This window comes from Streptomyces sp. NPDC002643 (genome assembly GCF_053592555.1).
Genome location: NZ_JBSFVY010000012.1, coordinates 1 through 23,630, shown reverse-complemented (window position 1 = coordinate 23,630; position 23,630 = coordinate 1). Strand labels below are relative to the sequence as shown.

Annotated in this window: 20 protein-coding genes and 1 pseudogene; 11 read left to right on the top strand and 10 right to left on the bottom strand. The window is 70.6% G+C overall.

All coding sequences use genetic code 11. The features are described from left to right. Positions 1-98 precede the first annotated feature (98 nt). On the top strand, positions 99-629 hold the full coding sequence (locus ACWD4G_RS19390; protein ID WP_451294917.1) for a hypothetical protein: 531 nt from the start codon (positions 99-101) through the stop codon (positions 627-629). Positions 630-672: 43 nt separating this feature from the next. Here ACWD4G_RS19390 and ACWD4G_RS19385 read toward each other — a convergent pair whose 3' ends face one another. From ACWD4G_RS19385 to ACWD4G_RS19375, 3 genes and pseudogenes are all read right to left on the bottom strand, one after another. Further along, a complete protein-coding gene (locus ACWD4G_RS19385) occupies positions 673-1,473 on the bottom strand; it encodes a HEAT repeat domain-containing protein (protein ID WP_451294915.1) in 801 nt (266 codons plus the stop codon). 145 nt (positions 1,474-1,618) lie between these two features. Next, a pseudogene (locus tag ACWD4G_RS19380) lies at positions 1,619-1,969 on the bottom strand (DUF2071 domain-containing protein); the annotation flags it as partial. 80 nt (positions 1,970-2,049) lie between these two features. Continuing rightward, positions 2,050-2,925: a DNA adenine methylase gene (locus tag ACWD4G_RS19375; RefSeq protein ID WP_451295348.1), complete on the bottom strand. Its 876-nt coding sequence runs from the start codon at positions 2,923-2,925 to the stop codon at positions 2,050-2,052. A 47-nt stretch (positions 2,926-2,972) separates the two neighbouring features. On the opposite strand from ACWD4G_RS19375, the gene ACWD4G_RS19370 reads away from it, so the two are divergent. The 3 genes from ACWD4G_RS19370 (at position 2,973) to argG (ending at position 5,745) form a co-directional block, all read left to right on the top strand. Further along, positions 2,973-3,200 carry a helix-turn-helix domain-containing protein gene (locus tag ACWD4G_RS19370; RefSeq protein WP_451294913.1) on the top strand — a complete coding sequence of 76 codons (228 nt, stop codon included), beginning with the start codon at positions 2,973-2,975 and terminating at the stop codon, positions 3,198-3,200. Then, the gene (locus ACWD4G_RS19365) at positions 3,197-4,090 is read left to right on the top strand and encodes a DUF7687 domain-containing protein (RefSeq protein WP_451294911.1); all 894 of its coding nucleotides are present in this window, start codon (positions 3,197-3,199) and stop codon (positions 4,088-4,090) included. The genes ACWD4G_RS19370 and ACWD4G_RS19365 overlap by 4 nt, the downstream gene beginning before the upstream one ends. A gap of 191 nt (positions 4,091-4,281) precedes the next feature. Continuing rightward, positions 4,282-5,745, top strand: coding sequence for an argininosuccinate synthase (argG, locus tag ACWD4G_RS19360; RefSeq protein ID WP_451294909.1), 1,464 nt, complete (start codon positions 4,282-4,284; stop codon positions 5,743-5,745). A 173-nt stretch (positions 5,746-5,918) separates the two neighbouring features. Here the strand turns inward: argG and ACWD4G_RS19355 are convergent, their stop codons facing one another. Then, a complete protein-coding gene (locus ACWD4G_RS19355; protein ID WP_451294907.1) occupies positions 5,919-9,035 on the bottom strand; it encodes an erythromycin esterase family protein in 3,117 nt (1,038 codons plus the stop codon). A 1,194-nt stretch (positions 9,036-10,229) separates the two neighbouring features. Here ACWD4G_RS19355 and ACWD4G_RS19350 point away from each other — a divergent pair. Then, positions 10,230-11,726, top strand: a complete 1,497-nt coding sequence (locus tag ACWD4G_RS19350) for an MFS transporter (protein WP_451294905.1) — start codon at positions 10,230-10,232, stop codon at positions 11,724-11,726. Between the two features lie 279 nt (positions 11,727-12,005). Further along, entirely contained in the window at positions 12,006-12,206 is a 201-nt protein-coding gene (locus ACWD4G_RS19345) for a hypothetical protein (RefSeq protein ID WP_451294903.1), read from the top strand. 22 nt (positions 12,207-12,228) lie between these two features. Here the strand turns inward: ACWD4G_RS19345 and ACWD4G_RS19340 are convergent, their stop codons facing one another. Further along, positions 12,229-14,031 (bottom strand): lysyl oxidase family protein, encoded by a 1,803-nt coding sequence (locus tag ACWD4G_RS19340; RefSeq protein ID WP_451294901.1) that lies wholly within the window; start codon positions 14,029-14,031, stop codon positions 12,229-12,231. Positions 14,032-14,363: 332 nt separating this feature from the next. Here ACWD4G_RS19340 and ACWD4G_RS19335 point away from each other — a divergent pair, with 332 nt between their 5' ends. Continuing rightward, positions 14,364-15,596 carry an SCO2400 family protein gene (locus ACWD4G_RS19335; RefSeq protein ID WP_451294899.1) on the top strand — a complete coding sequence of 411 codons (1,233 nt, stop codon included), beginning with the start codon at positions 14,364-14,366 and terminating at the stop codon, positions 15,594-15,596. Positions 15,597-15,719: 123 nt separating this feature from the next. On the opposite strand, the gene ACWD4G_RS19330 is transcribed toward ACWD4G_RS19335, so the two are convergent. Then, entirely contained in the window at positions 15,720-16,238 is a 519-nt protein-coding gene (locus ACWD4G_RS19330; RefSeq protein ID WP_451294897.1) for a MarR family winged helix-turn-helix transcriptional regulator, read from the bottom strand. Positions 16,239-16,403: 165 nt separating this feature from the next. On the opposite strand from ACWD4G_RS19330, the gene ACWD4G_RS19325 reads away from it, so the two are divergent. Further along, positions 16,404-17,681, top strand: a complete 1,278-nt coding sequence (locus tag ACWD4G_RS19325) for a cytochrome P450 (RefSeq protein ID WP_451294895.1) — start codon at positions 16,404-16,406, stop codon at positions 17,679-17,681. Between the two features lie 37 nt (positions 17,682-17,718). After that, positions 17,719-17,919 (top strand): ferredoxin, encoded by a 201-nt coding sequence (locus ACWD4G_RS19320; protein ID WP_451294893.1) that lies wholly within the window; start codon positions 17,719-17,721, stop codon positions 17,917-17,919. Positions 17,920-18,045: 126 nt separating this feature from the next. On the opposite strand, the gene ACWD4G_RS19315 is transcribed toward ACWD4G_RS19320, so the two are convergent. Further along, complete coding sequence (locus ACWD4G_RS19315; RefSeq protein ID WP_451294892.1) at positions 18,046-18,741, bottom strand: TetR/AcrR family transcriptional regulator; 696 nt, start codon at positions 18,739-18,741, stop codon at positions 18,046-18,048. A gap of 296 nt (positions 18,742-19,037) precedes the next feature. Here ACWD4G_RS19315 and ACWD4G_RS19310 point away from each other — a divergent pair, with 296 nt between their 5' ends. After that, complete coding sequence (locus ACWD4G_RS19310) at positions 19,038-20,300, top strand: alpha/beta hydrolase (protein WP_451294890.1); 1,263 nt, start codon at positions 19,038-19,040, stop codon at positions 20,298-20,300. A 169-nt stretch (positions 20,301-20,469) separates the two neighbouring features. Here the strand turns inward: ACWD4G_RS19310 and ACWD4G_RS19305 are convergent, their stop codons facing one another. The 3 genes from ACWD4G_RS19305 to ACWD4G_RS19295 form a co-directional block, all read right to left on the bottom strand. Then, a complete protein-coding gene (locus tag ACWD4G_RS19305; protein WP_451294888.1) occupies positions 20,470-20,997 on the bottom strand; it encodes a GNAT family N-acetyltransferase in 528 nt (175 codons plus the stop codon). A gap of 77 nt (positions 20,998-21,074) precedes the next feature. Further along, entirely contained in the window at positions 21,075-21,869 is a 795-nt protein-coding gene (locus ACWD4G_RS19300; protein ID WP_451294886.1) for a dienelactone hydrolase family protein, read from the bottom strand. A 48-nt stretch (positions 21,870-21,917) separates the two neighbouring features. Further along, complete coding sequence (locus ACWD4G_RS19295) at positions 21,918-22,715, bottom strand: NADPH-dependent F420 reductase (protein ID WP_451294884.1); 798 nt, start codon at positions 22,713-22,715, stop codon at positions 21,918-21,920. 138 nt (positions 22,716-22,853) lie between these two features. Here ACWD4G_RS19295 and ACWD4G_RS19290 point away from each other — a divergent pair, with 138 nt between their 5' ends. Beyond that, the gene (locus ACWD4G_RS19290; protein ID WP_451294882.1) at positions 22,854-23,450 is read left to right on the top strand and encodes a TetR family transcriptional regulator; all 597 of its coding nucleotides are present in this window, start codon (positions 22,854-22,856) and stop codon (positions 23,448-23,450) included. The last annotated feature ends 180 nt before the right edge of the window (positions 23,451-23,630 follow it).

The following is a 23,630-nucleotide window of genomic DNA, read 5'->3' as shown; positions in this document are numbered from 1 at the left end:
AGCCGGTGCCGCACAGACCGGGGGCAGGGCCGGGGCCGAGGCCGGTCGCGCGCCCGACGCTCCGCGCGGCACCTGCCCTGCTCCTGACCACGGCCGCCATGACCCTGGTCCTGGCGGCCTGCACGTCATCGGTCGTACCGTGCGCCGGGTACGGGGTCGACTCCGGGGTGAGCCTGATATTCGTACGGGAGGGATACGGCGACCTCGTCGGCGCGGCCTACGAACTCTGCGCGCGGGGCGAGTGCGAGGAGGGGACGCTGCCGCCGGGGAACGTCACGCGTCTGCACCTCCCCCTCCCCCGGGACGCCGATCCGGCCACGGGCCCTGTCCGCTTCCGGGTCACCAAGGCCGACAGCGCCGCCCCGGTCGTCGACGCCTCCATCGCCGTACCGCTCCGCCACCAGTCGGACGGCTGCGGCGGCGGGGCGTACAACCGCACCCTCGCCCTCACGAAGGAGGACGGCCTGCTGGGAGAGGTCCCGGCGAGTGTGGCGGAGGCCTGGCGGAGGGACCTGGAGGCCCCCGTCCCGCCGCCGGACTCGGAGGCTCCCGCTCCGCCGTCCACGTCCCCGTCCACGTCCCCGTCCACGTCTGGGACCGTCGGTACGGCGGCACCGGAGCTGGCCTGAGCGCCGAGGGCGGCGGGCCTGTCGGCGGGCGGGACGCGGTGGCTCACGCCTCCTCCCGTACCGCCTCCACCGCCTCCCGGACGTCCGGATGGGGGTCGTCGGCGAGGCGGTCCAGGAGCTGGCCGACGCCGGGGGTGGTCCAGTGGGAGAGTGCCCAGACCAGATCCTCCCGTACGCCGGGGTCGGGGTGGGCGGCGAGGTGGGCGAGTCGGTCGATCGGGCCCCGGCGGCGCATGCCGAACCAGTGCAGCGTGTTTCGTAGCGCGACGGTGTCGCCCGGGTCGCCGGCCGCCGCCGCGATCCGGGCGAGCAGGACCGGGACGGGTGGCGGGGGACCGTCGAGGGGGTGCGGCAGGCGTTCGCGCAGCCGCCGGGCGCCGTAGCCGCCGCGTACCCGGCAGCCGTAGCAGGTGCAGGGCCGGGTGCCGTGCGCGTCCGGCAGATACCGCCACCCGACGACCTGCGGCGCCGCCCGTATCCGATGCACCTCGCGCGCCGTGATCGCCCGGGGTACGAAGACCTCCCACCCCCGGGGGTCCTCCAACGCCGAGATCCGCCGCACCGCCTCGGCGGCCGTGACGGTGGCCGGTGTGCCCTGCCCCCGCCCGCCGTAATGTCCGACGACCACCGGCTCGCCGTCGTCCAGCCGCACATGCACAGCCACCAGCCCACCCCGGCTGCCGAACCGGGCCAGCTCCCGCAGCCACTGGTGGGTGAGGGTGTACGAGGGCAGCACCGGAAAGCAGTACACCCCGCGCTCCCCGCGCCGCGAGGCGGCCCGAACTCCGGCCCGCCGTATGCGGGGCGCGTTGGCCGCCGAGGTGAGATGCACGAACATCGCCATGGGTGGGGATGGTAGGCGCTGGGGGTGGGGGTGGGGGTGGTGGGCGCGTGTGGGTGGGATGGCGGGCGAGCAGGGGGAGGATGGCTGGCCCCCTGTCGGCCGCGCCGACGACAGGGCCGTCCGGCCGTCGGATCAGGAGGTCGAATCAGGGGGTCGGAAGGCCCGCCGGCCGGGCAGGGCGTCCGAAGCGGGCCGGTACGCCGGGCGAGTACAGCGCACTCACCGGCGGCCCCACGGGCGCCGGAAGCCCCGCCGCGACCACCAGATCCTCCTCGCACCCGACCAGCTCGGCCCGGTGCAACGGCCACCGAGGATGGGCGTTCGGCAGAAACATCGACCGCCCGAAGAAGACACCGTGCATCCCCCACCGAGCGGTCAGGAAATGCTCCAACTCGCTTGGCTCATCGACGACTTCGCCCACCCGTACGGTGATCCGACTCCGAGCACCACGGGTCCCGGGCCACCGCCGGGAACTCGTGTACGTGACGGTGTCCCCAGTCCCGTACCCCCCGCACTCCCCGCGCCGCCCGTCCCCGTCCGTGATCGTCTTCGCCTTGGAGGAACGGAGTTACCCAATCAATCGAACAGCGCGAGCTCTCCTCCCTCCTTTTCGCTTTTCGGCAACTCGTAGGAAGTGAAAATGAGGTCCCAGCTCGCCCGCTTCTGAGATTGCAGATTGATGTCACGACGCGTGGCCATGCGCGTCACATGGAAGTCCTTGAAGATCTCTCTGGTCAGCGGCGTTTCGCTGTTCGACAGGGTCACATGGACGCCACGCCCCGCCGCTTCGGACATGGCCACAGCAAGCCGTTGTTGATCCTCTTCCCCAAACTGTTCGGGGGTGTATCGCTTGAAGTCGGCCCACCCGCCGAGTGGAATATACGGCGGGTCGAGGTAGACCCAATCGCCGGCCTGGGCCTCGTTCAGAGCCTGTATGAAGTCACGGTGTTTGATTTCAACACCCTGAAGCGACTCGGCAGCGGCGAGTAGAGTCTTTCGATTGTAGTAAGGTCGATCGTATTCGCCATACGGTACATTGAACTGACCTTTGCGATTGACTCGCCAAAGACCTCTGAAGCCGGTCTTGTTGAGATAGATCACCCGAGCCGCACGCTCAGCCTCGGAAAGTGCGGCCACATCCTTGGCTCGGAGATCGTTATAGTATTCGCGATTGTTCGGCATTCCATCAAGAAGCGCCATGACCTTCTCCGGGTCTCGCGCGACCTGCTGAAAGCAAATAACGAGTTCCTGATTCGCATCAGACAGAGACGCCTCATTGGGCCCCAGTTCGAAGAAAACCGCGGCACTCCCCATGAAAGGCTCGAAGTACCGGCCTTCAAACGGCGGCGCGAGGGCGACGAGCTGATCAGCGTATCGAGTCTTACCCCCCGCCCACTTCAGGAACGATCGCCCTTCTGCGAGGCGATTGCTACTCATAGTCTGTAGACCCATCGTCGTCACGCGGGCAGTCTACAGGGCTTGTGGATGATCGTTTGGTCTTGGTCAAGTTCGGCCGTAACGCAAGGAAGCTTCGCGAAGAGGCCGGACTTTCACAGGAGGAGTTGGCGGAGGCCGCACGACTCCATCGCACATACATCGGCAGCGTAGAACGCGGCGAGCGCAATATCAGCCTGATCAACATCTATCGAATCGCACGCGCGCTCGATGTCAGTCCAGGAAGTCTCCTGCCCGACCATCCTGAAAACAACGAGGACAATCCGAATTGAAGCGCGAAAGCGGTTTTGCCGCCCCTCGCTGGGATGACCCGTTCTGGCATGTAGTGCGAATGCTGGCCGATCAGCCGGCAGCGCAACGCAAATATGCCGACAAGATCTCGCCGACGGAAATCATGAACCTCCTCCGTTCCGCGGAGACGGCCGCAGCGGACGCCTTGGTTCTGTACCTCAACAAGCGCGAAGATGTTCTGCAGCGTCTGTCCGCCTACTGGAGCAAGAGGCGGGAGGTGTCCGACGCGATATTTTCCCTGATGCGAACCGAGTTGGAGGCGAAATCCGACTACGCCACCATCTCGGATCAGGTACTACAGAGCTACGGCGTCCAACTTGACGGATACCACAAGTCGCCGAAGGTTCTTGTCAACACGGTGGACGCGATCATATACCGCGAATGCAAAAAGGCCGGGGTCTCGGTGAACACCAACCCCCAGAGCCGCGCGACACTACTCGCCGACGACCACATCTGGGTGTCTCCAAGACGGCTCGACGGAGCCCTCCCCGACTTGCTCAACCCAGTCGCACTGTGGGAGATCAAGGAATACTGGGGGAAGACCGGCGGAGGCTCGAAGATGTCTGACGCCATCTACGAGCTGCACCTGGTGGGACTCGAATTGAGGATGTTCGAGGATGAGTTCAACATCCATGTGAACCATTACGCGATCATGGACGGCCAAGAGCAGTGGCAGTGCAGGAAAGCCGATGTCCGGAGAGCAGTCGATCTTCTCTACATGGGCCTGCTGGACGAACTGGTGGTCGGCAAAGAGGTCCTCACCGATTGGCCGCGCATCGTGACGGAGAACATCGGCCTGGCGCAGGCCAGCCCCCGTCCGCAGACCACACGCCAGGCCACCACGGCATCCCTTTTCCCTGAACTCGACTGACACCGCGTCACTCGGACGTGTTGCGGGAGCCGCCCTTGTGGACGTCTCACTACAGCAAGCCGCTCCTGGATGCCCATTGCCGTGACAGACCACGCCCGATCGGGCTCCCCATACCCGTTGGGAGCCCGATGGGACCTGAATCACGTAAACCCGGCTTTGCATGATCATGCGTTGGCATGCATAATCTTTCTATGTCCAAGGTCCTCACCTCTCTTCCGGCCGGCGAGCGCGTCGGCATCGCCTTCTCGGGCGGGCTTGACACGTCCGTGGCGGTCGCGTGGATGCGCGACAAGGGTGCCGTGCCGTGCACGTACACCGCCGACATCGGGCAGTACGACGAGCCCGACATCGCCTCGGTGCCCGGTCGTGCGAAGACCTACGGTGCCGAGATCGCGCGGGCGGTCGACTGCAAGGCCGCGCTGGTCGAGGAGGGGCTGGCCGCGCTGACCTGCGGGGCGTTCCACATTCGGTCCGGCGGGCGCGCGTACTTCAACACCACGCCGCTGGGTCGTGCCGTCACCGGGACGCTGCTCGTGCGGGCCATGCTGGAGGACGACGTCCAGATCTGGGGCGACGGGTCCACCTTCAAGGGCAATGACATCGAGCGGTTCTACCGGTACGGGCTGCTCGCCAACCCCCATCTGCGCATCTACAAGCCCTGGCTCGACGCCGACTTCGTCACCGAGCTGGGTGGTCGCAAGGAGATGTCCGAGTGGCTGGTCGCGCACGGCCTGCCGTACCGGGACAGCGCGGAGAAGGCGTACTCCACCGACGCCAACATCTGGGGCGCCACCCACGAGGCCAAGACCCTGGAGCACCTGGACACCGGGATCGAGACCGTCGAGCCCATCATGGGTGTGCGGTTCTGGGACCCCGAGGTCGAGATCCTTCCCGAGGACGTGACCATCGGCTTCGACCAGGGGCGTCCGGTCACCATCAACGGCAAGGAGTTCGAGACCGCCGTCGAGTTGGTCATGGAGGCCAACGCCATCGGTGGGCGGCACGGGCTCGGTATGTCCGACCAGATCGAGAACCGGATCATCGAGGCCAAGAGCCGCGGCATCTACGAGGCCCCCGGCATGGCCCTCCTCCACACCGCGTACGAGCGCCTCGTCAACGCCATCCACAACGAGGACACCCTCGCCCAGTACCACAACGAGGGCCGGCGGCTCGGGCGCCTCATGTACGAGGGCCGCTGGCTGGACCCGCAGGCGCTGATGATCCGTGAGTCGCTGCAGCGCTGGGTCGGCGCCGCCGTCACCGGTGAGGTGACCCTGCGGCTGCGGCGCGGTGAGGACTACTCCATCCTCGACACCACCGGCCCGGCGTTCAGCTACCACCCGGACAAGCTGTCCATGGAGCGCACCGAGGACGCCGCCTTCGGCCCCGTCGACCGCATCGGCCAGCTCACCATGCGCAACCTCGACATCGCCGACTCCCGCGCCAAGCTGGAGCAGTACGCCGCGATCGGCCTCATCGGCACCGGCGGCACCGCCGCGATCGGCGCCGCCCAGGCCGCCGCCACCGGCCTCATCGGCACCATGGCCGAGATGCCCGAGGGCGGCGCCGAGGCCATCGCCTCCCGCGGCGAGGTCACCGGGTCCGACGACGATGAACTGCTCGACCGCGCCGCCATGGAGCTGGGCACGGACTGACGGGCAGGGACGGGCAGGGACGGGCAGGACCTGACACCACCGGCCGACGACGGCCAGGGCGACGGGACTCCCCGCCCGGCACCGCTGAGCACCACGAGCACCACCCGAAGAGGCCGACTCGACGCATCCCGCGTCGGGTCGGCCTCTCTCAGTCGCCGGGGCGTCAGCATGTCTCAGGCGCGTGGGAGCAGGCCGCTCGGGCGGATCTCGTGCACGTACGCCAACGCGTCCATCGACCTGAGCAGGTTGACCCGGTCCGGGTCGCGGGGCCAGTGGGTGCCGATCTCGCGTTTGGGGAGGGCGGCGTCCAGCCAGGTGCGGACGGTGGTCGGCGCGGTGCGCAGGTCGAGATACCAGTTCGGGTGACTCACCCGGTCCAGGGTGCGCTCGACCGAGCCGGCGGCGATGGGCCCCGAGTGGAACGTCTGCACGTCCTCGTCGCGGGGATCGCCGACGCCCTTGTCGGTGGCGTGGAAGGAGCCGCGGCCGAAGGCCAGACCCACCACCCGGTAGCCGTTCCCGAGCGCGCGGCGGAGCAGGCCGCCCTGGATGACGGGGTAGTCCGGGTCGTAACCCTCCAGGTACACATGGCCGTTGTGGGCGGCCAGCACCGCCCGGTCGCCGGTCCGGCGGAGCCACCAGAGGGTGTTCTCCGTCATCACGGTGTCGCGGTAGGCCATGGCCTCGCGTGCGCCCGCCGGGTCGTCGTAGTCGAAGGCGTACTGGCGTGCGACCTGGTCGATGACATCCGCGTTCTGCAGCGCCCGCGTGTGGTCGTCCCCGGCCTCGGTGCGCTCGGCCGGCTTCCGGGCGCGCAGCAGTTCGAGGACGCGGCCGGTGCGTTCGGCCTTCTCCCGCCGTACGGTCAGAGGCTCGTTGATGTACGCCACCATGTACTCGCCGGCGGGCAGGGTGGGGCGCAGCCCCCGGTACAACTCGGTGACGGCGGGCAGCAGGTCGGGGTGGGTCCGGCGGACGTGGTCGGCGACCCTGTCGTACAGATCGGGACTCGCGTAACTGCTGTCGTTGCCGACGAATCCGAGCGGGTCGTCGGGGTGGGCGACATTGAACGCGCGCATCCAGCGGATCATGCCGAGGACCTCGCGGGTGTGCATGAACAGATACGCGTTCTGGAACTCCTCGGACATGATCCGGGCGGGATCGCCGCGACCCGTGCGTACGTAGTCGTCCAGGCGGAGCCCGGCGCTCCAGGGTGCTTCGAGGACGAGGGAGCGGAAGCCCTTCTCCTCGACCAGGTACCGGAACGCCCGATGCTGGAAGGCGAGGAAGTCGTGGCCGCCGTGGGCGGCCTGGCCGATACCGACCAGTTGGGCGTCGCCCACCGTCCTTCCCAGGGGGCGCAGGTCGTTGAAGGGGCCGGTGGGCTGCATGGTGCGCAGGGGGCGGGCGGCCTTTTGCAGGGCGCTTTCCAGGGAGCTGTGTTGGGCGCTTTGCTTGGTGTCTTCTTGGGGGTCTTGCTGGGAGTCTTGCTGGGCGTCTTCCTGCGCGTTTGCCATGGCGGGCAGCGGGGTGGCGGGGACGCCGGCGGTGTGGGCGGGCAGCGGGTCGACCGGCACGCCGGGTGTGTGGGGCTGCTGCTGTTCGGATGCCTGAGGCCGCTGACCGAGCGTGCGAAGCCGCTGGCCGGGCGGGTCACGGTCGAGCCTTCGGCTCGGTCCGATCTCGTGCAGGTGCACCACCAGATCCGCCGATCTCAGCAGGTTGACCTGGTCGTCGAGCGGCGGGTAGTCCGTGCCGATCTCCCGTTTGGGCCAGGCGGTGTCCAGCCAGGGGCGGGCGGCGGGTGGTGTGCTGCGCAGGTCGGCGTACCAGTCGCGGTGACTCACCCGGTCAAGCGTGTGCTCGACCGAGCCGGGAGCGGCGGGCGCGACCTCGAACCGCTTGACGTCGTCGTCGACCGGGTTCTGCAAGCCCTGTTCGGTGGCGTGCACGGCACCCCGGTCGAAGGAGAGCCCCACCGCCAAGTAGCCCTCGCCCAGGCGCTTCCGGAGCACCTCGCCCTGGGTGACGGGGAGGAGAGGGGTGGAACTGCTGGTGTACAGATGGCTGTTGTGCCCGCCGAGCACCATCCGGTGGCCGAGGTGACGGTGCCACCACAGGGCGTTCTCCGCCATGACGGTGTCGCGGTAGATCATGGCCTCCGGCGCGACCGCGGGGTCCGCCAGATCGAAGGCATACAAGCACGCCACTTGGTCGATGGCCGTGGCGTGCTGGACGGCCCAGACGTGATCGTCGTCCGCCTCGGTGGGATCACTCGTCTTGAGGGGTCCACTCGTCTTGGGGGGATCATGCGGTTCGGCGAGTCCACCCCTCTTGAGGGGATCACCGGGCTTGGCGCGATCACCCGGCTTGGCTGGTCCACCGGGCTCGGCGCGATCGTCCGGCTTGGCTGGTCCACCCATCCTCGTGGGTTCGTCCGTCCTCGTGGGTTCGTCCGTCCTCGTGGGTTCGTCCGTCCTCGTGGGTTCGTCCGTCCTCGCGGGTTCGTCCGTCTTCGCAGGTTCGCGGCTACGGAGCAGCGCCAGGACGCGGCCGGTGCGCTCGGCCCGTGCACGGCGCTCGTCCAGCGGCGCGGTCGCGGCGGTGCGCATCCACTCGCCGACGGGCAGGGTGGGGCGCAGCCCCCGGTACAGCTCGGTGACGGCGGGCAGCAGGTCGGGGTGGGCCCGCCGGACGTAGTCGACGACCCGGTCGTACAGTTCCGGTCCGGCGTAGCCGTTGTCGCTGCCGGCGAATCTGAGCGGGTCGTCGGGGTGGGCGACGTTGTACGCGCGCATCCAGCGGATCATGTCCAGGTACTCCTGGCTGTGCAGCAGCAGGAAGGCGTTCTGGAACTCCTCGGACATGATCCGGGCGGGATCGCCGCGACCGGTGCGCAGATAGTCGTCCAGGCGGAGCCCGGCGCTCCAGTTGGCCTCAAGGACGAAGGAGCGGAAGCCCTTCTCCTTGACCAGGTATCGCAGGACCCGGTGTCTGAAGGTGACGAAGTCGTGGGAGCCGTGGGCGGCCTCGCCGATGCCGACCAGCGCGGCGTCGCCGATCGCCCGCCCGAAGTGACGCAGGTCGTCGAGAGGGCCCGAGGGTTCGGCGGTGCGCAGGGGGCGGGCGGCCTTCTCAAGTGCCGGCAGTGGGTCGTCGGCGGTCGGGGCAGGTCTCCCGCCCAAGGCCCCGGACCCCTCGCCGGCCGGGGACGCCGCGACCGTCCCGGGCACGACGGCGAGCCAGACGAGCAGCGCGACGGCGAGCCACCTCGTGATGGGGGGTTTCATGACGCCAGCTTCCCTGCCGGGATGCCGGGCTGCGCCCGCTTTGTCACCCTGCGTGCGGGGCCGCGCGCCGTATGCCACCCGGTCGGAGTAACGCCGCCCGCCGCCCCCGCTTCGGCCCCACCCCGGCACGGCCCCGGCCGTGTCCCGCCCCGAGCCAGTCCCGCCCCCGGCCAGTCCCTGACCGAGTCCCGACCCGGCCCAGTCGGCCTGCCTCAGCCCCGCCCCGGGGCCCCGGCCCAGCTCAGCCCGGCCCGACCAAGTCCCGGCCCAGCCCAGCCCGGCCCGACCAAGTCCCGGCCCAGCCCGGCCCGGCCCGACCAAGTCCCGGCCCAGCCCCGGCCCGGTCGGCGGTCCGCCCGGCCCCGACCCAGCACCCGCCAAGCCCAGCCCGCTCCGGCCCAGCCCCGGACCAGGGCGCTTCTGATGGCTCTTGGTCGGCAGCTGGACGACCGATCGGCCTGGCGCGAGGCGCCTCGTGAGGCGGCGGCGATCGCCTCGCAGGGCGCAGCCATTCCAGCCGGGAAGCAGCTTCAAGATTCGTCAGAAACGCCCTAGTCGACCCGCCTCAGCCCCGCCCCGGACCAGCCCGGTTCAGGGCCGATCCCGGCCCGCCTGGCCCGACCCGACTCGCCCCACCCCGGCCCGGTCTGCGGTCCGACCCAATGCCGGCCCATCCCTGACCCACCCCGGCCCACCCCCCGACCCAAGAAAGATCAAGATGCTTGCTTGACTTAAGTAAGTCGAATGTGATTGCCTAAGTCAAGCAACAGGGAGCCCGGCAAATCGAAGCCGGCACCTGGTGCGGGTCGCCTTGAGCGGAGGCGACCCCGCGCGCCTACCCGTGGGGACGGGGAACGGCGTGACCGACGGGCCCGGCGGCTGGAGACTCCCCCCTTCCACCGCCGGGCCTCCGGCATATCGACCGCCCGACGGACGCGCCCAGAGGGCGCCGTCGACTCGGACAGGAATCCCCACCATGGCCACCACACCTCCCCCACCTCACCCCCCACTCCCCCTCCGCCCCAACCTCCCGGGCGCCACCCCCGCCCCCTCCGACACCCACCACCCCCCCACCCCTCGCTCCCGTGAAGCGATTCACACCGAATTAACTTGCGTAAGTCAACCAACCTTCTTATCGTTGAGTAAGTCAAGCAATCTCGCACTCACCCCACCCCGCCCGACGGAGGCATCGCCATGTCCCACACCCCTGCCCGACCCGCCGACACGGGGGCGTCGTCCCCCGTGCGGCCGAACGCCGTGGTGGCGGTACTGGCGCTGGCCGGGATCGTCGTCTCGCTGATGCAGACGCTTGTCATCCCGATCGTTCCGGAGCTGCCGAGGCTGCTGGACGCGTCGGCGTCGAACACCGCGTGGGCGGTGACCGCGACCCTGCTGGCGGCGGCCGTGGCGACGCCGGTCGTGGGGCGGCTCGGCGACATGTTCGGCAAGCGGCGGATGCTGCTGGTGAGCATCGTGCTGCTGGTCTCCGGTTCGGTGGTCTGCGCGCTCGCCGACTCGCTCGTACCGATGATCATCGGTCGGGGGATGCAGGGGCTCGCGGCGGCCGTCGTACCGCTCGGCATCAGCATCATGCGGGACGTGATGCCCGCCGAGCGGCTCGCCGGGTCGACCGCGTTGATGAGCGCCTCCCTCGGTGTCGGCGGTGCGCTCGGGCTGCCGGCCGCCGCGTTCATCGCGGACAACTGGGACTGGCACATCCTCTTCTGGACCTCCGCCGCCCTCGGCGTGGTCTCCTTCCTGCTGGTCCTGACCGTCATCCCCGAGTCGAAGGTGCGTACGGGCGGCCGCTTCGATCTCGTCGGTTCGCTGGGGCTGTCGGCCGGGCTGGTGTCGCTGCTGCTCGCCGTGTCGAAGGGTGCCGACTGGGGCTGGACCAGCGGGACGACGCTGGGGCTGTTCGCCGCCGCCGTGGTGATCCTGGCCGGCTGGGGCTTCTACGAGCTGCGCGCCAAGCAGCCGCTGGTGGATCTGCGTACGACCGCACGCCCGCAGGTGCTGTTCACCAACCTCGCCTCGGTCGCGCTCGGCTTCTCGATGTTCGCCATGTCGCTGGTGCTGCCGCAGTTGCTCCAGCTGCCGGAGCAGACCGGCTACGGCCTCGGCAAGTCCATGCTGACCGTCGGTCTGGTGCTGGCCCCGCAGGGCCTGGTGATGATGGCGATGTCCGCCGTGTCCGCCGGGATCACCAAGGCGAAGGGTCCGAAGGTCACGCTGATGATCGGTGCGCTGATCGTGGCCGCCGGGTACGCGCTGAACATCGTGCTGATGTCCGAGGTCTGGCACCTGGTCCTGGTCAGCTGCATCATCGGCGGCGGTGTCGGCTTCACCTACGGCGCCATGCCCGCGCTGATCATGGGGGCCGTGCCCGAGTCGGAGACGGCCGCGGCCAACAGCCTCAACACCCTGATGCGCTCCCTCGGCACCAGCTTCGCCAGCGCCCTCGCCGGCGTCATCCTGGCCCAGATGACCACCGACTTCGGCGGCTACGCCCTCCCCTCGGAGAACGGCTTCAAGGTCGTCATGGCCATCGGCGCCGGCGCCGCGCTGCTGGCCTTCGTCGTCGCCTCCTTCATCCCGAAGCGCCGGCCGAACGCCTCGAATCCGGGTACGTCGGCCCCGGCCACCGAGGGGCCCGCCGAGCAGGCGCGGGTCGCCGACGCCAAGGCGTGAGCGCTGGGCGCTCCGCTGGCTGTGTCTGATTGCGGCTCCGCCGCGGGGCCGCGATAGGTCGTCAGTCGGCTGTCGCGCCGTCGTGGCTGGTCGCGACCGCGCGGCGGAGCCGCAAATGTCAGAGCCCCGCGCCCCTTTGGGGCGCGGGGAACACTGCATCGCGGCCCCGGGCGGCAGAATTCACCCGAATGGCCGCACTGGCCGTGCGGCGCGGTCTCGTACGGCTGAGAAGTGGACATGGAATGTTCCGGTTCGCGAACGCATCGCTACGTTCGGGACATGGATGACCACCCCACCGGGCCGAGGTGCCAGGGAAGGATCGCCGTCCCCGGGCAGCGGCGGTCGTGCGAGGCCGAGGCGCGGTTCGAGATCGCCCGGCATGTGGACTTTCCGCTGCCCGTCTGTCCGCTGCACCTCGGCCCCGCGCTCCTGGAGGCCAGGAACGTGGTGTGGCCGCCGAGGATCACCCTGTTGCGGTGATCCCCGGTACCGACCCCGTGGGTTACGGCGCGTCGATCAGGTCGTGGGGCGGGACCTGGACCGTACGGGCGCCGGGGGTGCCGCCGAGGACGACCTTGCGGAGGGCGACGTTGTTGGTGGTGTCGGTCTCCTGGAGTCGGTTCTCGGGGTTGGCGATGACCTTGATGTAGTACGTGCCGTTCGGCAGGTCGGTGATGTCGAAGGACTGGCCGGGGCGCTCCTGGGTGTAGGTGTCGCCGGAGCCGACGTCGAGGACCTCGCGTACGGAGATGGCGTCCTCCTCGCCGCAGGCGGAACCCAGGTCGGTGTTCTCCGGGTGCCAGTTGGCGTTCTTGACCGTGTAGTCGATGGCGTCGGTGTTGGCCAGGCAGAACGCCTCCTTGCCGGAGCGCACCTCCTTGGCCTGGTCCTCGCTCAGCAGGCGGTAGCTCGCGAAGTCCGTGAAGTGCCAGTGCTCGTGGCCGTCGCGCGGGTCCCACTCCATGGTGCCGGCGGGGGCGTAGCCGACCTGGGTGCCGTCGGCGTCGTAGAAGTACTGGTACGAGTCCATCAGGTCGGCGCCCGGCTTGCGGAAGCCGTCGACGACGAGGGGGGCGGGGCCCGCGTTCCAGACGTTGGCGCTGAAGGCGAGGTAGTCCTTGCCGGGTACGTCGCCGTCCTCGCCGTCGGTGATGGCGATGCCCCAGGCGGGCAGCGAGCGCAGGTCCGGCTTGGGGGTGTTCGCCGGGGCGCCCGCCTTGCCCGAGGGGCGCTTGGCGGCGGGCTGCAGCGCCGGCGCGATCCGGGAGCCGTCGGTGTGGCCGGGGCCGTCGCCGAGGTGGTCGGCCGTGCCCCGGTCCACCAGGGCGTTGGGGAGGGCCGGCTGCATCGGGAAGTCCTCGCCGCGCGGGCCGTAGCCGTGCATCGGGGGCTGGGACGGGTCCGAGGCGGCGTGCCCCGAACCATGCCCGGAGCCGTGGTGCGCGGAAGACTTGGCGGCGGACTTGTCGGCGGCCAGGCCCGCTCCGCCGCCGTCGCCACCCTCGTCGTACTGACGTACCGTCACCTTGATGGTCGGCCGGTCGTCCGGGATGCCGAACAGATCGCGGTACTTCTTGGCGACACCCACCTCGGCCGTGTACTCACCCGGCGCCAGGTCCACCGTGTCGTCCCAGCGGAACTGGGTGGTGTTGACCGCCCAGCCCTTCTCCACGCCCCATACCGAGCCCAGCGTCCACGGGTTGCTGGAGCAGCTCTGCGGATACGCCGAGGTCGACGGGGCGTCGGGGCGGATACGGCCCGAGGCGTTGTTCGGGCAGAACTCGGCCGCCTTCTTCACGACCTCCTCCCCGGCGGTGTTCTTGAGGGAGATCTCCAGGAAGCCGGGCAGGCCCGCGTGGTCGGTGACCGTGCCGGCCGGCAGGGTTCTGGTCTTCGTCTTCTTCCCGTCGCGCAGGATCTGCTGGGCGACGACGGGGTCCTTGTACGACTTCCGCGTCACCCGGAACTCCAGGGGAGCGCCGTCCACCGTGAGGTAGGTGCCCAGTTCCAGGCTGACGCCGTTGTTCCAGTCGTAGCGGTCGAGGACGACCGAGTTGCTCGCGGCGATCAGCTTGAGCTGGGGTGTTCCGGGGGTGGTGCGCGCGGCCGGGGCGGCCCCCGCGCCCGGTGCGGCACCGGCGACCGCCGCGACGACGGTCAGCGAGGCGAGGGCGGCGAGCCCCGGGCGCTTGAACCGGCGTCCGCGTACGGGGGGCGCGGATGCTTCAGGTACTTCGGGAGTCGCGGGGGACTCGGGGGTCTCGGGGGTACCCGCTGAACTTGCGTGACGTGCTTGGCTGGTCATCTGTTCCTCGTCTGCGAGTGCCGTGGTCGGCGGCATCGGACTGGACAGCCCACGAACGAACGCCCGGCCGGGTCTGTGAGCACACTGTGAGAGGGGTGAACTCCGTGCGGGGGTTGCCTGTTGGGGCCGGAATCACCGAAAGGTGGCCGGATCGGGCCCCCGAAGTCCCCCGAGAATCCCCGCAGGAGCATCACACAGGCTGCACACAGCCCTGAGAATGCCTCGTTAGCGTTGCTGACCGCTCGATTCCGCTCGATCCCACGTGCGAACGTGCAGTGACCGGGCGGCCGCGGCCCGCCGGGTCGACGGCGTGCCGACACAGGAAGACCTCGATGGACTACTGCTCCTCATGCCGCCGACATCTCAACGGCGCTCTCGTCTGCCCCGGTTGCGGCGCCTACGCGCCCGACATAGCGCCGAACATAGCCCCGACCGACATCCTGGCGACGAGGCCGACGGCCCCGGGGGCGATGGCGACGGGGTCCATGGCGGCGGGCCCGCCGGAGAGGGGCGCGGCGACCGGCACGGACACCGGCTCACTTATGCTTCCCGCGGTTCCGGGCGCAACCGCGGCCCCGGCGGTCTGGGAGTACGAGACGTCGGGTGGCATGTGGCACGACGGCCACGCGGCGCTGGAGCCGTCGGACCTGATGGGCGAGTTCACGCCACAGCCGACGCACGCGGGCCTTCCGGCGGGGACGGAGGGGGCGGCTGGGACGGCGGAGACGGCGGCCCTGGCTGCGGTCGAGGGGGCCACCGCTCGCTGGACGCCCGGCGCCGGTGACGTCGACGGCCTCGCCGACAACCGCCGTGAAGCCGATGGCGATTTCGTGAACGACGTGAACGGCGTAAACGGCGTGGAGGATGTGGAGGGCGTGCCCGTCGCTCCGCAGGGCCGGGCGGCCCGCCGGCGTCAGATGGCGCGCTGGAAGAAGAACCAGCGCAAGGCCGTCGTCGCCACGGCGGTGGCGCTGGTCGGCGGTGGGCTGACCGTCATGGGCATGGACCGCCAGGGCGCCGACCGCACCCAGGCGGCCGCCGCCCCCGACGCCGACAACCTGGGCGAGCTGGAGGAGCAGGGCTCGCAGTACGGCCGTACGCCGGCCACGCAGCCGGACGACGTACGCCGCACCGAGGACACCTCGGGCTCCCGGTCTCCCACGACCGACGGCTACGCGTACGACGGCTACGACCAGTCGGGCGGCGGGACCTCCAACTCCAGCCGGGACAACGGCACTTCGCCCCAGACGTCGGGGTCGACCCCCTCGACCCAGAAGTCCCGCACCGCCGACTCCTCGAACTCCGGCGGTACGAGCGAGGACGACTCCGCGTCGAGTACCCCGTCCACGGAGGCGACGACACCGCCCGCCACGGACGACTCCGGTACGGAGAGCGGCACGGACACCGGTTCGGACTCGGGCACGGAGACCGGCGGCGACACGAGCACGGGGTCGGACAGCGGCTCCTCGTCGGACACCGGCGGCTCGGACAGCTCGGGCGACACCTCCGACGCGACCTCGCCGTCGGGCCTGTGCCTCCTCGGTGGAGTCCTCTGCGTCAGCTGACGTCCACGCGGCTCTTTCTCTTCTCCCCACTCCCCCGCCCGGTCCTTCGTCGAAGGGCCGTCAGGCGGGGGTTTTCATGTCCGGGGCGGCCGGAGGTTTTCACGTCCGGGACGGCGGGATGTTTCACGTCCTGGGCTCGGCCTTTTGCTCGCGCTGCTCGGCCCGTCGCTCGCGCTGTTCGGCCGGGCGGGGCCAGGCTCGGCCGCTGACGCGTTCGATGTCGGTGTTGAACTGGAGGAGGTCGTCGACGAAGCGTTCGAGGCGGGCGCGGGGCCAGTCGGCCAGGACCTCGGTGAGGCCCATGACGAAGAGTTCGCGCTGCTCGGCGAGGCGGGCGACACCCTCGTCGGTGATGCGGAACTTGCGGGCGACGCCACCGGCGGGGTCGAGGGTGCGTTCGACCAGGCCGTCGCGGAGGAGCGCCGAGGTCTGCCGGGTGAACGTGGACGCCGCGAAGCCGAACGCCTCCACGAAGTCCGGGATCGACATGGGCCCTTGCGCCTCCAGCCTGCTGAGCAGGACATAGGCGCTGCGGTCCAGGGCGCCGCCGCCACGGACGCCACGGGGAGTCGACATATCGCGGTTGCGCGTCAGGATCATCAGCTCCCGCTCGATGCGCTCCCCCGACTCTCGGGCATCCACGCCTGTCTCCTTAAGCCTGCCTTACCTCCGCGATCCCCACAGCCTACGTCGCGATACGGCGAAATTGCGCCATGCATGGAGAGTGCATGATGCACCGTTGATGCATGATGCACGACATGTGTAGCGTGCATGTCGAGGTCCGCACCCCCACCAGGAGATGTCGCCATGAGCCAGGTCGAGACCAGCCCCGACGCCCAGCAGACCCCCGGCCCCGATCCCGCCCTCGACGTCGTACGACTGCCGATGGCCACCCCCGGCCCCCTGGACCCGCCCGTCGAATGGGAGCGGCTGCGGGAGCGGTGCCCGGTGGCGACGGTCGAACTGCCGAGCGGTGACCGGGCCACATTCCTCAGCCGGTACGCCGATGTGCGGGCGATGCTGTCCGACCCCCGCTTCGCCCGTCCGGGCGCCGGGGACGATGCCCCGAGGCTCGCGGCCGACGGCGCGGGCGGGGCGGCGGCCGACGCCGACCCCGAGTACCAGGTGGCCATCCCCGAGAACGGCGAGCCCCATCAGCGCTGGCGCCGCCAGGTCGGCCGGTACTTCACCGCCAAGCGGATGGCCTCCCTGCGCCCCGGGATGACGGAGATGGCCGAGTCCCTGGTCGACGGGATGGTCGAACGCGGGGCGCCCGGCGACCTCAAGGCCGCCCTCGGCTTCCCGCTCCCGGTGTACGTCATCTGCCGGTTGCTCGGCGCCCCCGCCGAGGACCGCTACCGCTTCTCCCACTGGTCCGACGCGTTCCTCAACGTCAGCCGGTTCACCCAGGAGGAGACCCGGGCCGCGCACACCGAGTTCGCCCGGTACATGACCGACCTGGTCGCCGCCAAGCGCGCCGAACCGGGCGAGGACCTGCTCAGCATGCTCATCGTGGAGAGCGCCGGCCTCCCCGAGGAGGAGCGGCTCACCGAGCCCGAACTCATGGCCACCGGGATGGGTTTGCTGGTCGCCGGCCACGAGACCACCGCGAACATGATCGGCAAGATGGTCGCCCTGCTGCTGGCCGACCGCAGCCGCTGGGAACAGCTCCTCGCCGACCGGTCGTTGATCCGTACGGCCGTGGAGGAGGTACTCCGCTTCGACGCCAACCTCGGCGGCTTCGGCATCCGCCGCTATGTCGGCGAGGACGTCGACCTCGACGGCGGGACCCTGCCCGGCGGCACCACCGTCTTCTGCGGGATGTCCTCCGCCAACCGCGACGAACGGGTCTTCGACGCCGCCGACGAGATGGACCTCACCCGCAGCCCCAACCCCCATGTCACCTTCGGCGCCGGCCCCCACTCCTGCCTCGGCCAGGCCCTCGCCCGCACCGAACTCCAGGTCGTCCTGGAGGTGCTGCTCCGCAAGCTGCCGGGCCTTGAACTAGCCGTATCCGCTGAGGAGTTGAAGAAGGTGGAGGGGTTGCTGGTGGGCGGGCTGCGGGAAGTGCCGGTGCGGTGGTGACGGGCGACGTGCGGGCGCGGGGAGAGAGGGTACGGCCGTGAAGGTTCATGTCGACGAGGCGAAGTGCTGCGGTGCCGGGCAGTGTGTGCTGCTCGCGCCCGAGGTGTTCGACCAGCGGGAGGAGGACGGCATCGTCGTACTGCTGGAGGCCGAGCCCGACGCCGGTCAGCGGCCGGTCGTACGGGAGGCGGCGGCGGTCTGCCCGGCGGCCGCGATCACAGTTGACGAAGACGCCTGAGCGCTCCGCTGGCCGTGCCGATATGCGGCTCCGCCGCATATGTCAGAGCCCCGCGCCCCTTCAGGGCGCTGCCGAACCGCAGCGGACTTCGCCCGACCTGCTTGGACAGGGGCCTGGACGAGGGGCCTAGGCCGTTGGGCCCAACTCCCTTAGTACATCGGAGAGTTGGGCGGCGGTCAGGACGGGGCCGGGGAGAGCCGTCGGCGGCCTCGGTGCGGTCCGCAGGCCGTCCAGGAGGAGGGTGAGGGGGCGGTGCCAGGCGTCGGCGTGCGTCGCGGACGTCAGCGCGGGGACCGCCCGGCCGAGGGCGGCGAGGGCGAACAGGACGTCCTCGGTGGTGATATCGGGGCGCACGGTGCCCTCGTCCCGGCCGCGCGCCAACAGGTGCTCCATCGTGCGCCGGTTGTGCGCGTGCACGGCGTCCAGCACCTCCACGCCCTCCACCTGGGTGGTCATGAGGTCGTTGGTGCCCCGGTCGGCGGCGAGCGTGGTGAAGACGGCCCGCAGATACTCGGTCAGGCCGGACAAGGCGTCGGGGGCGTCCCGGACGCGCTCGCCGACGGCCATCGTGTCGGCGAGCTGGTCGTGGAAGACGGCGTCGATGAGGGCGGCCCGGGTGGGGAAGTGCCGGTAGAGGGTCGCGTTGCCGACTCCGGCGCGGCGGGCGATCACATCCAGCGGGGCGTCCAGGCCCTGTTCGGCGAACACCTCGTGGGCCGCCGCCGTCAGCAGCTCCCGATTCCGCCGGGCGTCCCGCCGCTGCCTCGGCCGCTCCGACGCCGGGGTCGGTGCCGTCCGTTCTCCGCCTCCGCCGCCGTTCACGCGCCCGATCGTAGCGCCGGGGCCTTCTTGATCGACCCCGGCGAGAGGGCCGTGGAGGGGCGGGTGGAAGCTGGGGGCAGTGTCGTACCCCCCCCCAACTCCCTAGGAGACGACCGAAGATGAAGAAGACGAAGATGTGTGGAAGCGGGCCATCGCGCCGGGCGATATTGGGCGGGCTGGCCGGAGGGCTGGCGCTGGCCGGTGTCGGAGCCGGGGCGGGAGCCACCGGTGCCTGGGCCGCGACCGGGCGGGCGCCCGGGGCCTCCGGTGGCGTGCGTGGTGCGTACGGTGGAGTTGTGGAGCCGTATGTTCCGGTGGCCGTGGGGGCCGGGGGCGGGCCGGTCGGGAGTGACCGGGTGCATGTGCTCAAGGTCGGGCCCCAGGACGCCGGGACCGTGGTGGTGCTCGTGCCGGGGCTGTTCGGGGCGGCCAATGACTTCCGGCTGATGGCGCGGGACCTGGTCGCGGCGGTGCCCGGGGTGCAGGTGTGGGCGCTGGACCGCCGCGAGGAGAACCTGTCCGACCGCAGCGGGTTCCTGACGGGTGCCGATCCGGTGGCGTACTACCTCGACGGCCGGTACCGGTCGCTGGACCCGGCGGCGTCCGGGTTCGTCGGCGGCTGGGGACTGCGGCTCCTCCTGGAGGACCTTCGGACGGTGGTGCTGGCCGCACGGAACGGCGGGCGTCGGCGCGTGGTCCTCGGCGGGCACTCCTGGGGCGCGACCATCGCGCTGACGTACGCCGCCTGGGACTTCGACGGGCAGGCCGGTTACCGGGACCTCGTCGGGCTCGCGGTCGTCGACGGCGGTGTGCTCGGGGCGTTCGAGGGGACCGGGACTCCGGTGCAGGACTCGCCGGAGGAGGTGCGGCAGCGGCTCGCGGCGATCGACGGCGGCAAGGTCTTCGACATGGCCCTCAGCGCCGTCGGCCTCGGCGACCGCGCCGAGAGCACCCAGATCTGGTACCAACTCGCCGGCTGGTACGCCCACCACGACCCCGAGGGCCGTTCCGTCCTCCAGGAGCGGATGCCGGACGCGCTGCGGCTGCCGTATCCGATCACCAACGCGGCCCAGCTGGGCATGCTCGTCGACACCTCCTTCGGCTGGCCGAACGACATCACCGTCCACTCGGGCCGCATCGCGGACGCCGCCGGCGACAGTGGCGTACGAGGGTGGATCGACGAGGGGATGACGCCGCTCGCGCGGGTCGCTCAGTCGTACGCGGGTCCCGTGCCCGGCGCGTGGGAGTGGTACTGGCCGGCGCGTCTGTCGGTGGACCTTGACGTCGCCGACGCCTACACCGACACCGAGCTGACCCGCTCCCTCGGCCTCCGGCTCTGGCACGCCCCCGCCCTGAACGTCCCGCTGTACGCCTTCAACACCAGCTACTCCCACGGCACCATCCTCGACAGCAACCGCCGCGTCGTCGCCGAGTCCCGCATCCCGTACGCGGTCTACGAGTCCGACGAGGGCATGAACCACTTGGACCCGCTGTTCGCGTCCACGGAACGGAACGCGGTGACACGGACCTTGGCGGAGTTCATCGACCGGGTGCGCTGAGTCGTCCGGTCGTTTCGTTGGGCCGGCTGCTCTGGTTGGTCTGGTTGGCCTGGTTGGTCTCGTACGCCTCGTACGCCTCACCATCGCCGTCGGCTGATCGCCCGTGAGACGCCGGCGGTGACGGTCGTGGTCAGGGCCCGGCCCGCGACGGTCGGGCCGTCGTCATCCGTCATCGAGTGTCGATGCGCAGGTCCCGGACGTACCAGTCGTGGCGTGTCCCGTGCTCATCCTCCGTGTACCGGGCGGGTGCGAACCCCGCCCGCCGGGCGACCGCGGCAGACGCTCCGTTCTCCGGCTCCACCCGGATCACCGCCTCCTCGCCGCCTTCGCTCGCCGCGTAGCGGGAGACGAGGAGAACCGCGCGCGTGGCCAAGCCGCGCCCCCTCCACGTCGGGTAGAGGCCGTAGGCGACATTCACCTGGCCGGGAGCCAAGCCGTCCGCGGTGAAGCGCAGGTCGATCGTCCCCGCGAGTACCTCGGCGGCGCCCACCCGGATGCCGAAAGCGCGGAGCGGCCCGGCCGTGTCCCACTGCTCACGGCAGTGCCGGATGTAGGTTTCGACGCCCTCGCGGGTGCCGGGACCGCCGCTGAGCCAGCGAACCAGCGGCTCGTCCTCACCCGCGAGGTGCGCCTCCGCATCGTCCAGGCGCAGCGGGGAAAGGGTGATCACCCCGTCGGACAGCCTCACTTCACGCATCCGGCGATTCTTGGCCTCCGAGTCGCGCCGCGCAATCGGATTCCGCCTGCGGCAGCTAGGGCCTGGCACCCGGCCCCTCAGAGGTTGCGGTCCAACAGCTCCAGCAGGGCCGTCCAGTGGCGTTCCGTCGCCTCCGGGCTGTGCATCGCGGTGTCGGCCTGGGTGAAACCGTGGTGGGCGCCGGCGTAGACCTCGCCCCGGTGGCGGACGCCGGCCGCGGTGAGGGTCCTGTCCAGGCGGTCCATCTGCTCGGCCGGGTTCGTGGCGTCGTTGTCGGCGTGCCCGAAGTACAGCTCGGCGGTGATGCGGTCGGCGAGGAGGTGCGGGCTGTCCGGTGCGTCCGTCGCGAGGTACGCGCCGTGGAAACCGGCCGCCGCCGCCACCCGCTCCGGATACGTCCCCGCCGTACGCAGTGCCAAGGCCGCGCCCATGCAGTAGCCGGTGATGCCGACCGGGCCGCCGTTCGTCAGCGGCGAGGCCTCCAGCCAGTCCAGGTAGGCGGTGGCGTCCCGCATCGCCGCCTGCGGAGTCAGCCCCCGCATCGCCGGGCGGATCTGCTCGATGATCTCCGGGCGCTCCGCCGGGTTGATGAACTCGGGCAGCTCCACCAGGGGCGCCCGACCGCTGCGGTACATCACGTTCGGCAGCAGTACGACGTAACCGGCCGCCGCGAGGCGCTCCGCCATGTGCTTCAGGTGGGGGCGGACGCCGAAGGCGTCCATGTACAGCAGTACGGCCGGGTGCGGGGCGCCGTCGGCGGGGTGCGCGAGGTGGGCGTCGGCGGTTCCGTCGGGGGTGGGGATGTCCAGGGGGGTGGTGTGTATGGGGAGAGGGGTGGCGTGGATGGGGAGGGGGGTGGGAGTCGTCGGCATTAGCGCTCTTTCCTTGTGTGTGTGGGAGGGCGTGGCCTGGTCCGTCAGTCAGTCGGTCAAGGTCATCGGGGTGCTGCCCGGTGGGCGGCGGTCGGCCTCGTCCGTCAGTTGCCTCACCCGGGCCGCGGGCAACGGCACACCCGGCGTCTCGAAGAACCAGCGGCCGGCCTCCTCCTGGCTGAGCCCCTCCGGCCGCCGCGCCAGATACGGCTGGACGTACACCGGCGTTCCCGGCTCGCCGCGCCAGCTCTCGGTGAGCGGGCCGATGTCGACCGCGTCGTAGCCGAGGGCGTCGAGGAAGCGGGTCGCCTCCGCCTTGGCCGCCGCGTGGTCGCCCGCGATCGGCAGGGCGCTGCGGTCGGCCGCGCCGGAGGGGCGCGCGCTGGTGAACAGCCGCCGGAAGTCGATGTTGTTGAACGCCTTCACCACGTACGAGTCGGCCAGGTGCCGCTGCACCAACCCGGACGACGTGACGCCGCCCGCGTCCAGTTCGGCGAGGCGGCCGTCGCGGTCCGGGTAGTAGTTCATCGTGTCGATCACCGTCTTGCCGGCCAGTTCGGCGGCGGGCAGCCGCTCGTACGCGTGCAGCGGGATCGTGGCCACGACCAGGTCGGCGGAGCGGGCGGCTTCCGCCGGGGTGGCGGCGCGGGCCTGGGCGCCGAGTTCTTCTACCAGGTCGGTGAGGGTTTCCGGGCCGCGTGAGTTGCTCAGTACGACGTCCAGGCCGGCGGCGACGGCCAGGCGGGCGACCGCGCTGCCGATCATGCCGGTGCCTATGAGGCCGAGGGTGTGGGTGTGGGGGTGGGGGTGTGAGTGGGGGTGGTTGCCGGGGTGGGGCTGGGTCATGGGGGTGGCTCCATGCGGGCAGGGCGTTTGGGCGGGGGGTTAGTGAGAGGAAGTGCCGTATGTGAAACTGAGTGTCACGCTAGCCACTGAGATCCACACCTGCAAGCCAGGGTCGGGGAGGGGCGGTAGCATCGCGGGGTGAGCGAAGCGGCACGGACGAACACCAGGGACATCGCGCGGGCCGCCGTACGGGCCCAACTCGCGCGGGTGGCCTTTGAGTTGTTCCGGCGTGAGGGCTTCGACAAGGTGACGCTGGACGATCTGGCGGCGGCGGCCGGGGTGTCACGGAGTACGTTCCTGCGCTATTTCGGCACCAAGGAGGACGCCGTCCTCGGGGCCTTCGACACGCATGGGAACTGGGTGGCGGAGGCGTTGCTGGCGCGGCCGGCCGATGAGGACGACTGGACGGCGTTGCGGCGGGCGCTCGATACGGTCATCGAGCGGTACCACCGGGACCCGGTGGGGTCGCTGGCCACGGCGCGGCTGGTGCGGGAGACGCCGGCGTTGTGTGCGCGGCAGGCGGAGAAGCAGCATGGGTGGCGGCCGGGGCTGGCTCGGGCGCTGGCCGAGCGTCGGGGTGGTGGTGCGGAGGGGCCGACGCTGGCCGAGTCCGTGCGTGCGGCTGCGGCGATCGACTGTCTGAGCGTGGCCATTGATCACTGGAGTGCGTCGGACGGGGGCCTGGATCTCGTCGGGCTGCTGGACGAGGCTTTCGCGACGCTTGATCCGCGGTGAGGGGTGTGTTCGCCTGCGGGTGAGGGGTGGCCGCCGTTCGCCTGCGGGCGCCTGCGGGTGGGGGGTGGCCGCCGTTCGCCTGCGGGTGGGGCGGGTCGGGGCCGGGCCGGTGTGTCAGTCCGTCGCAGGCGGACGTACTGCTCGGGGGTTGGATGGCGTGAACTTTGCTGAGCCGGCTGT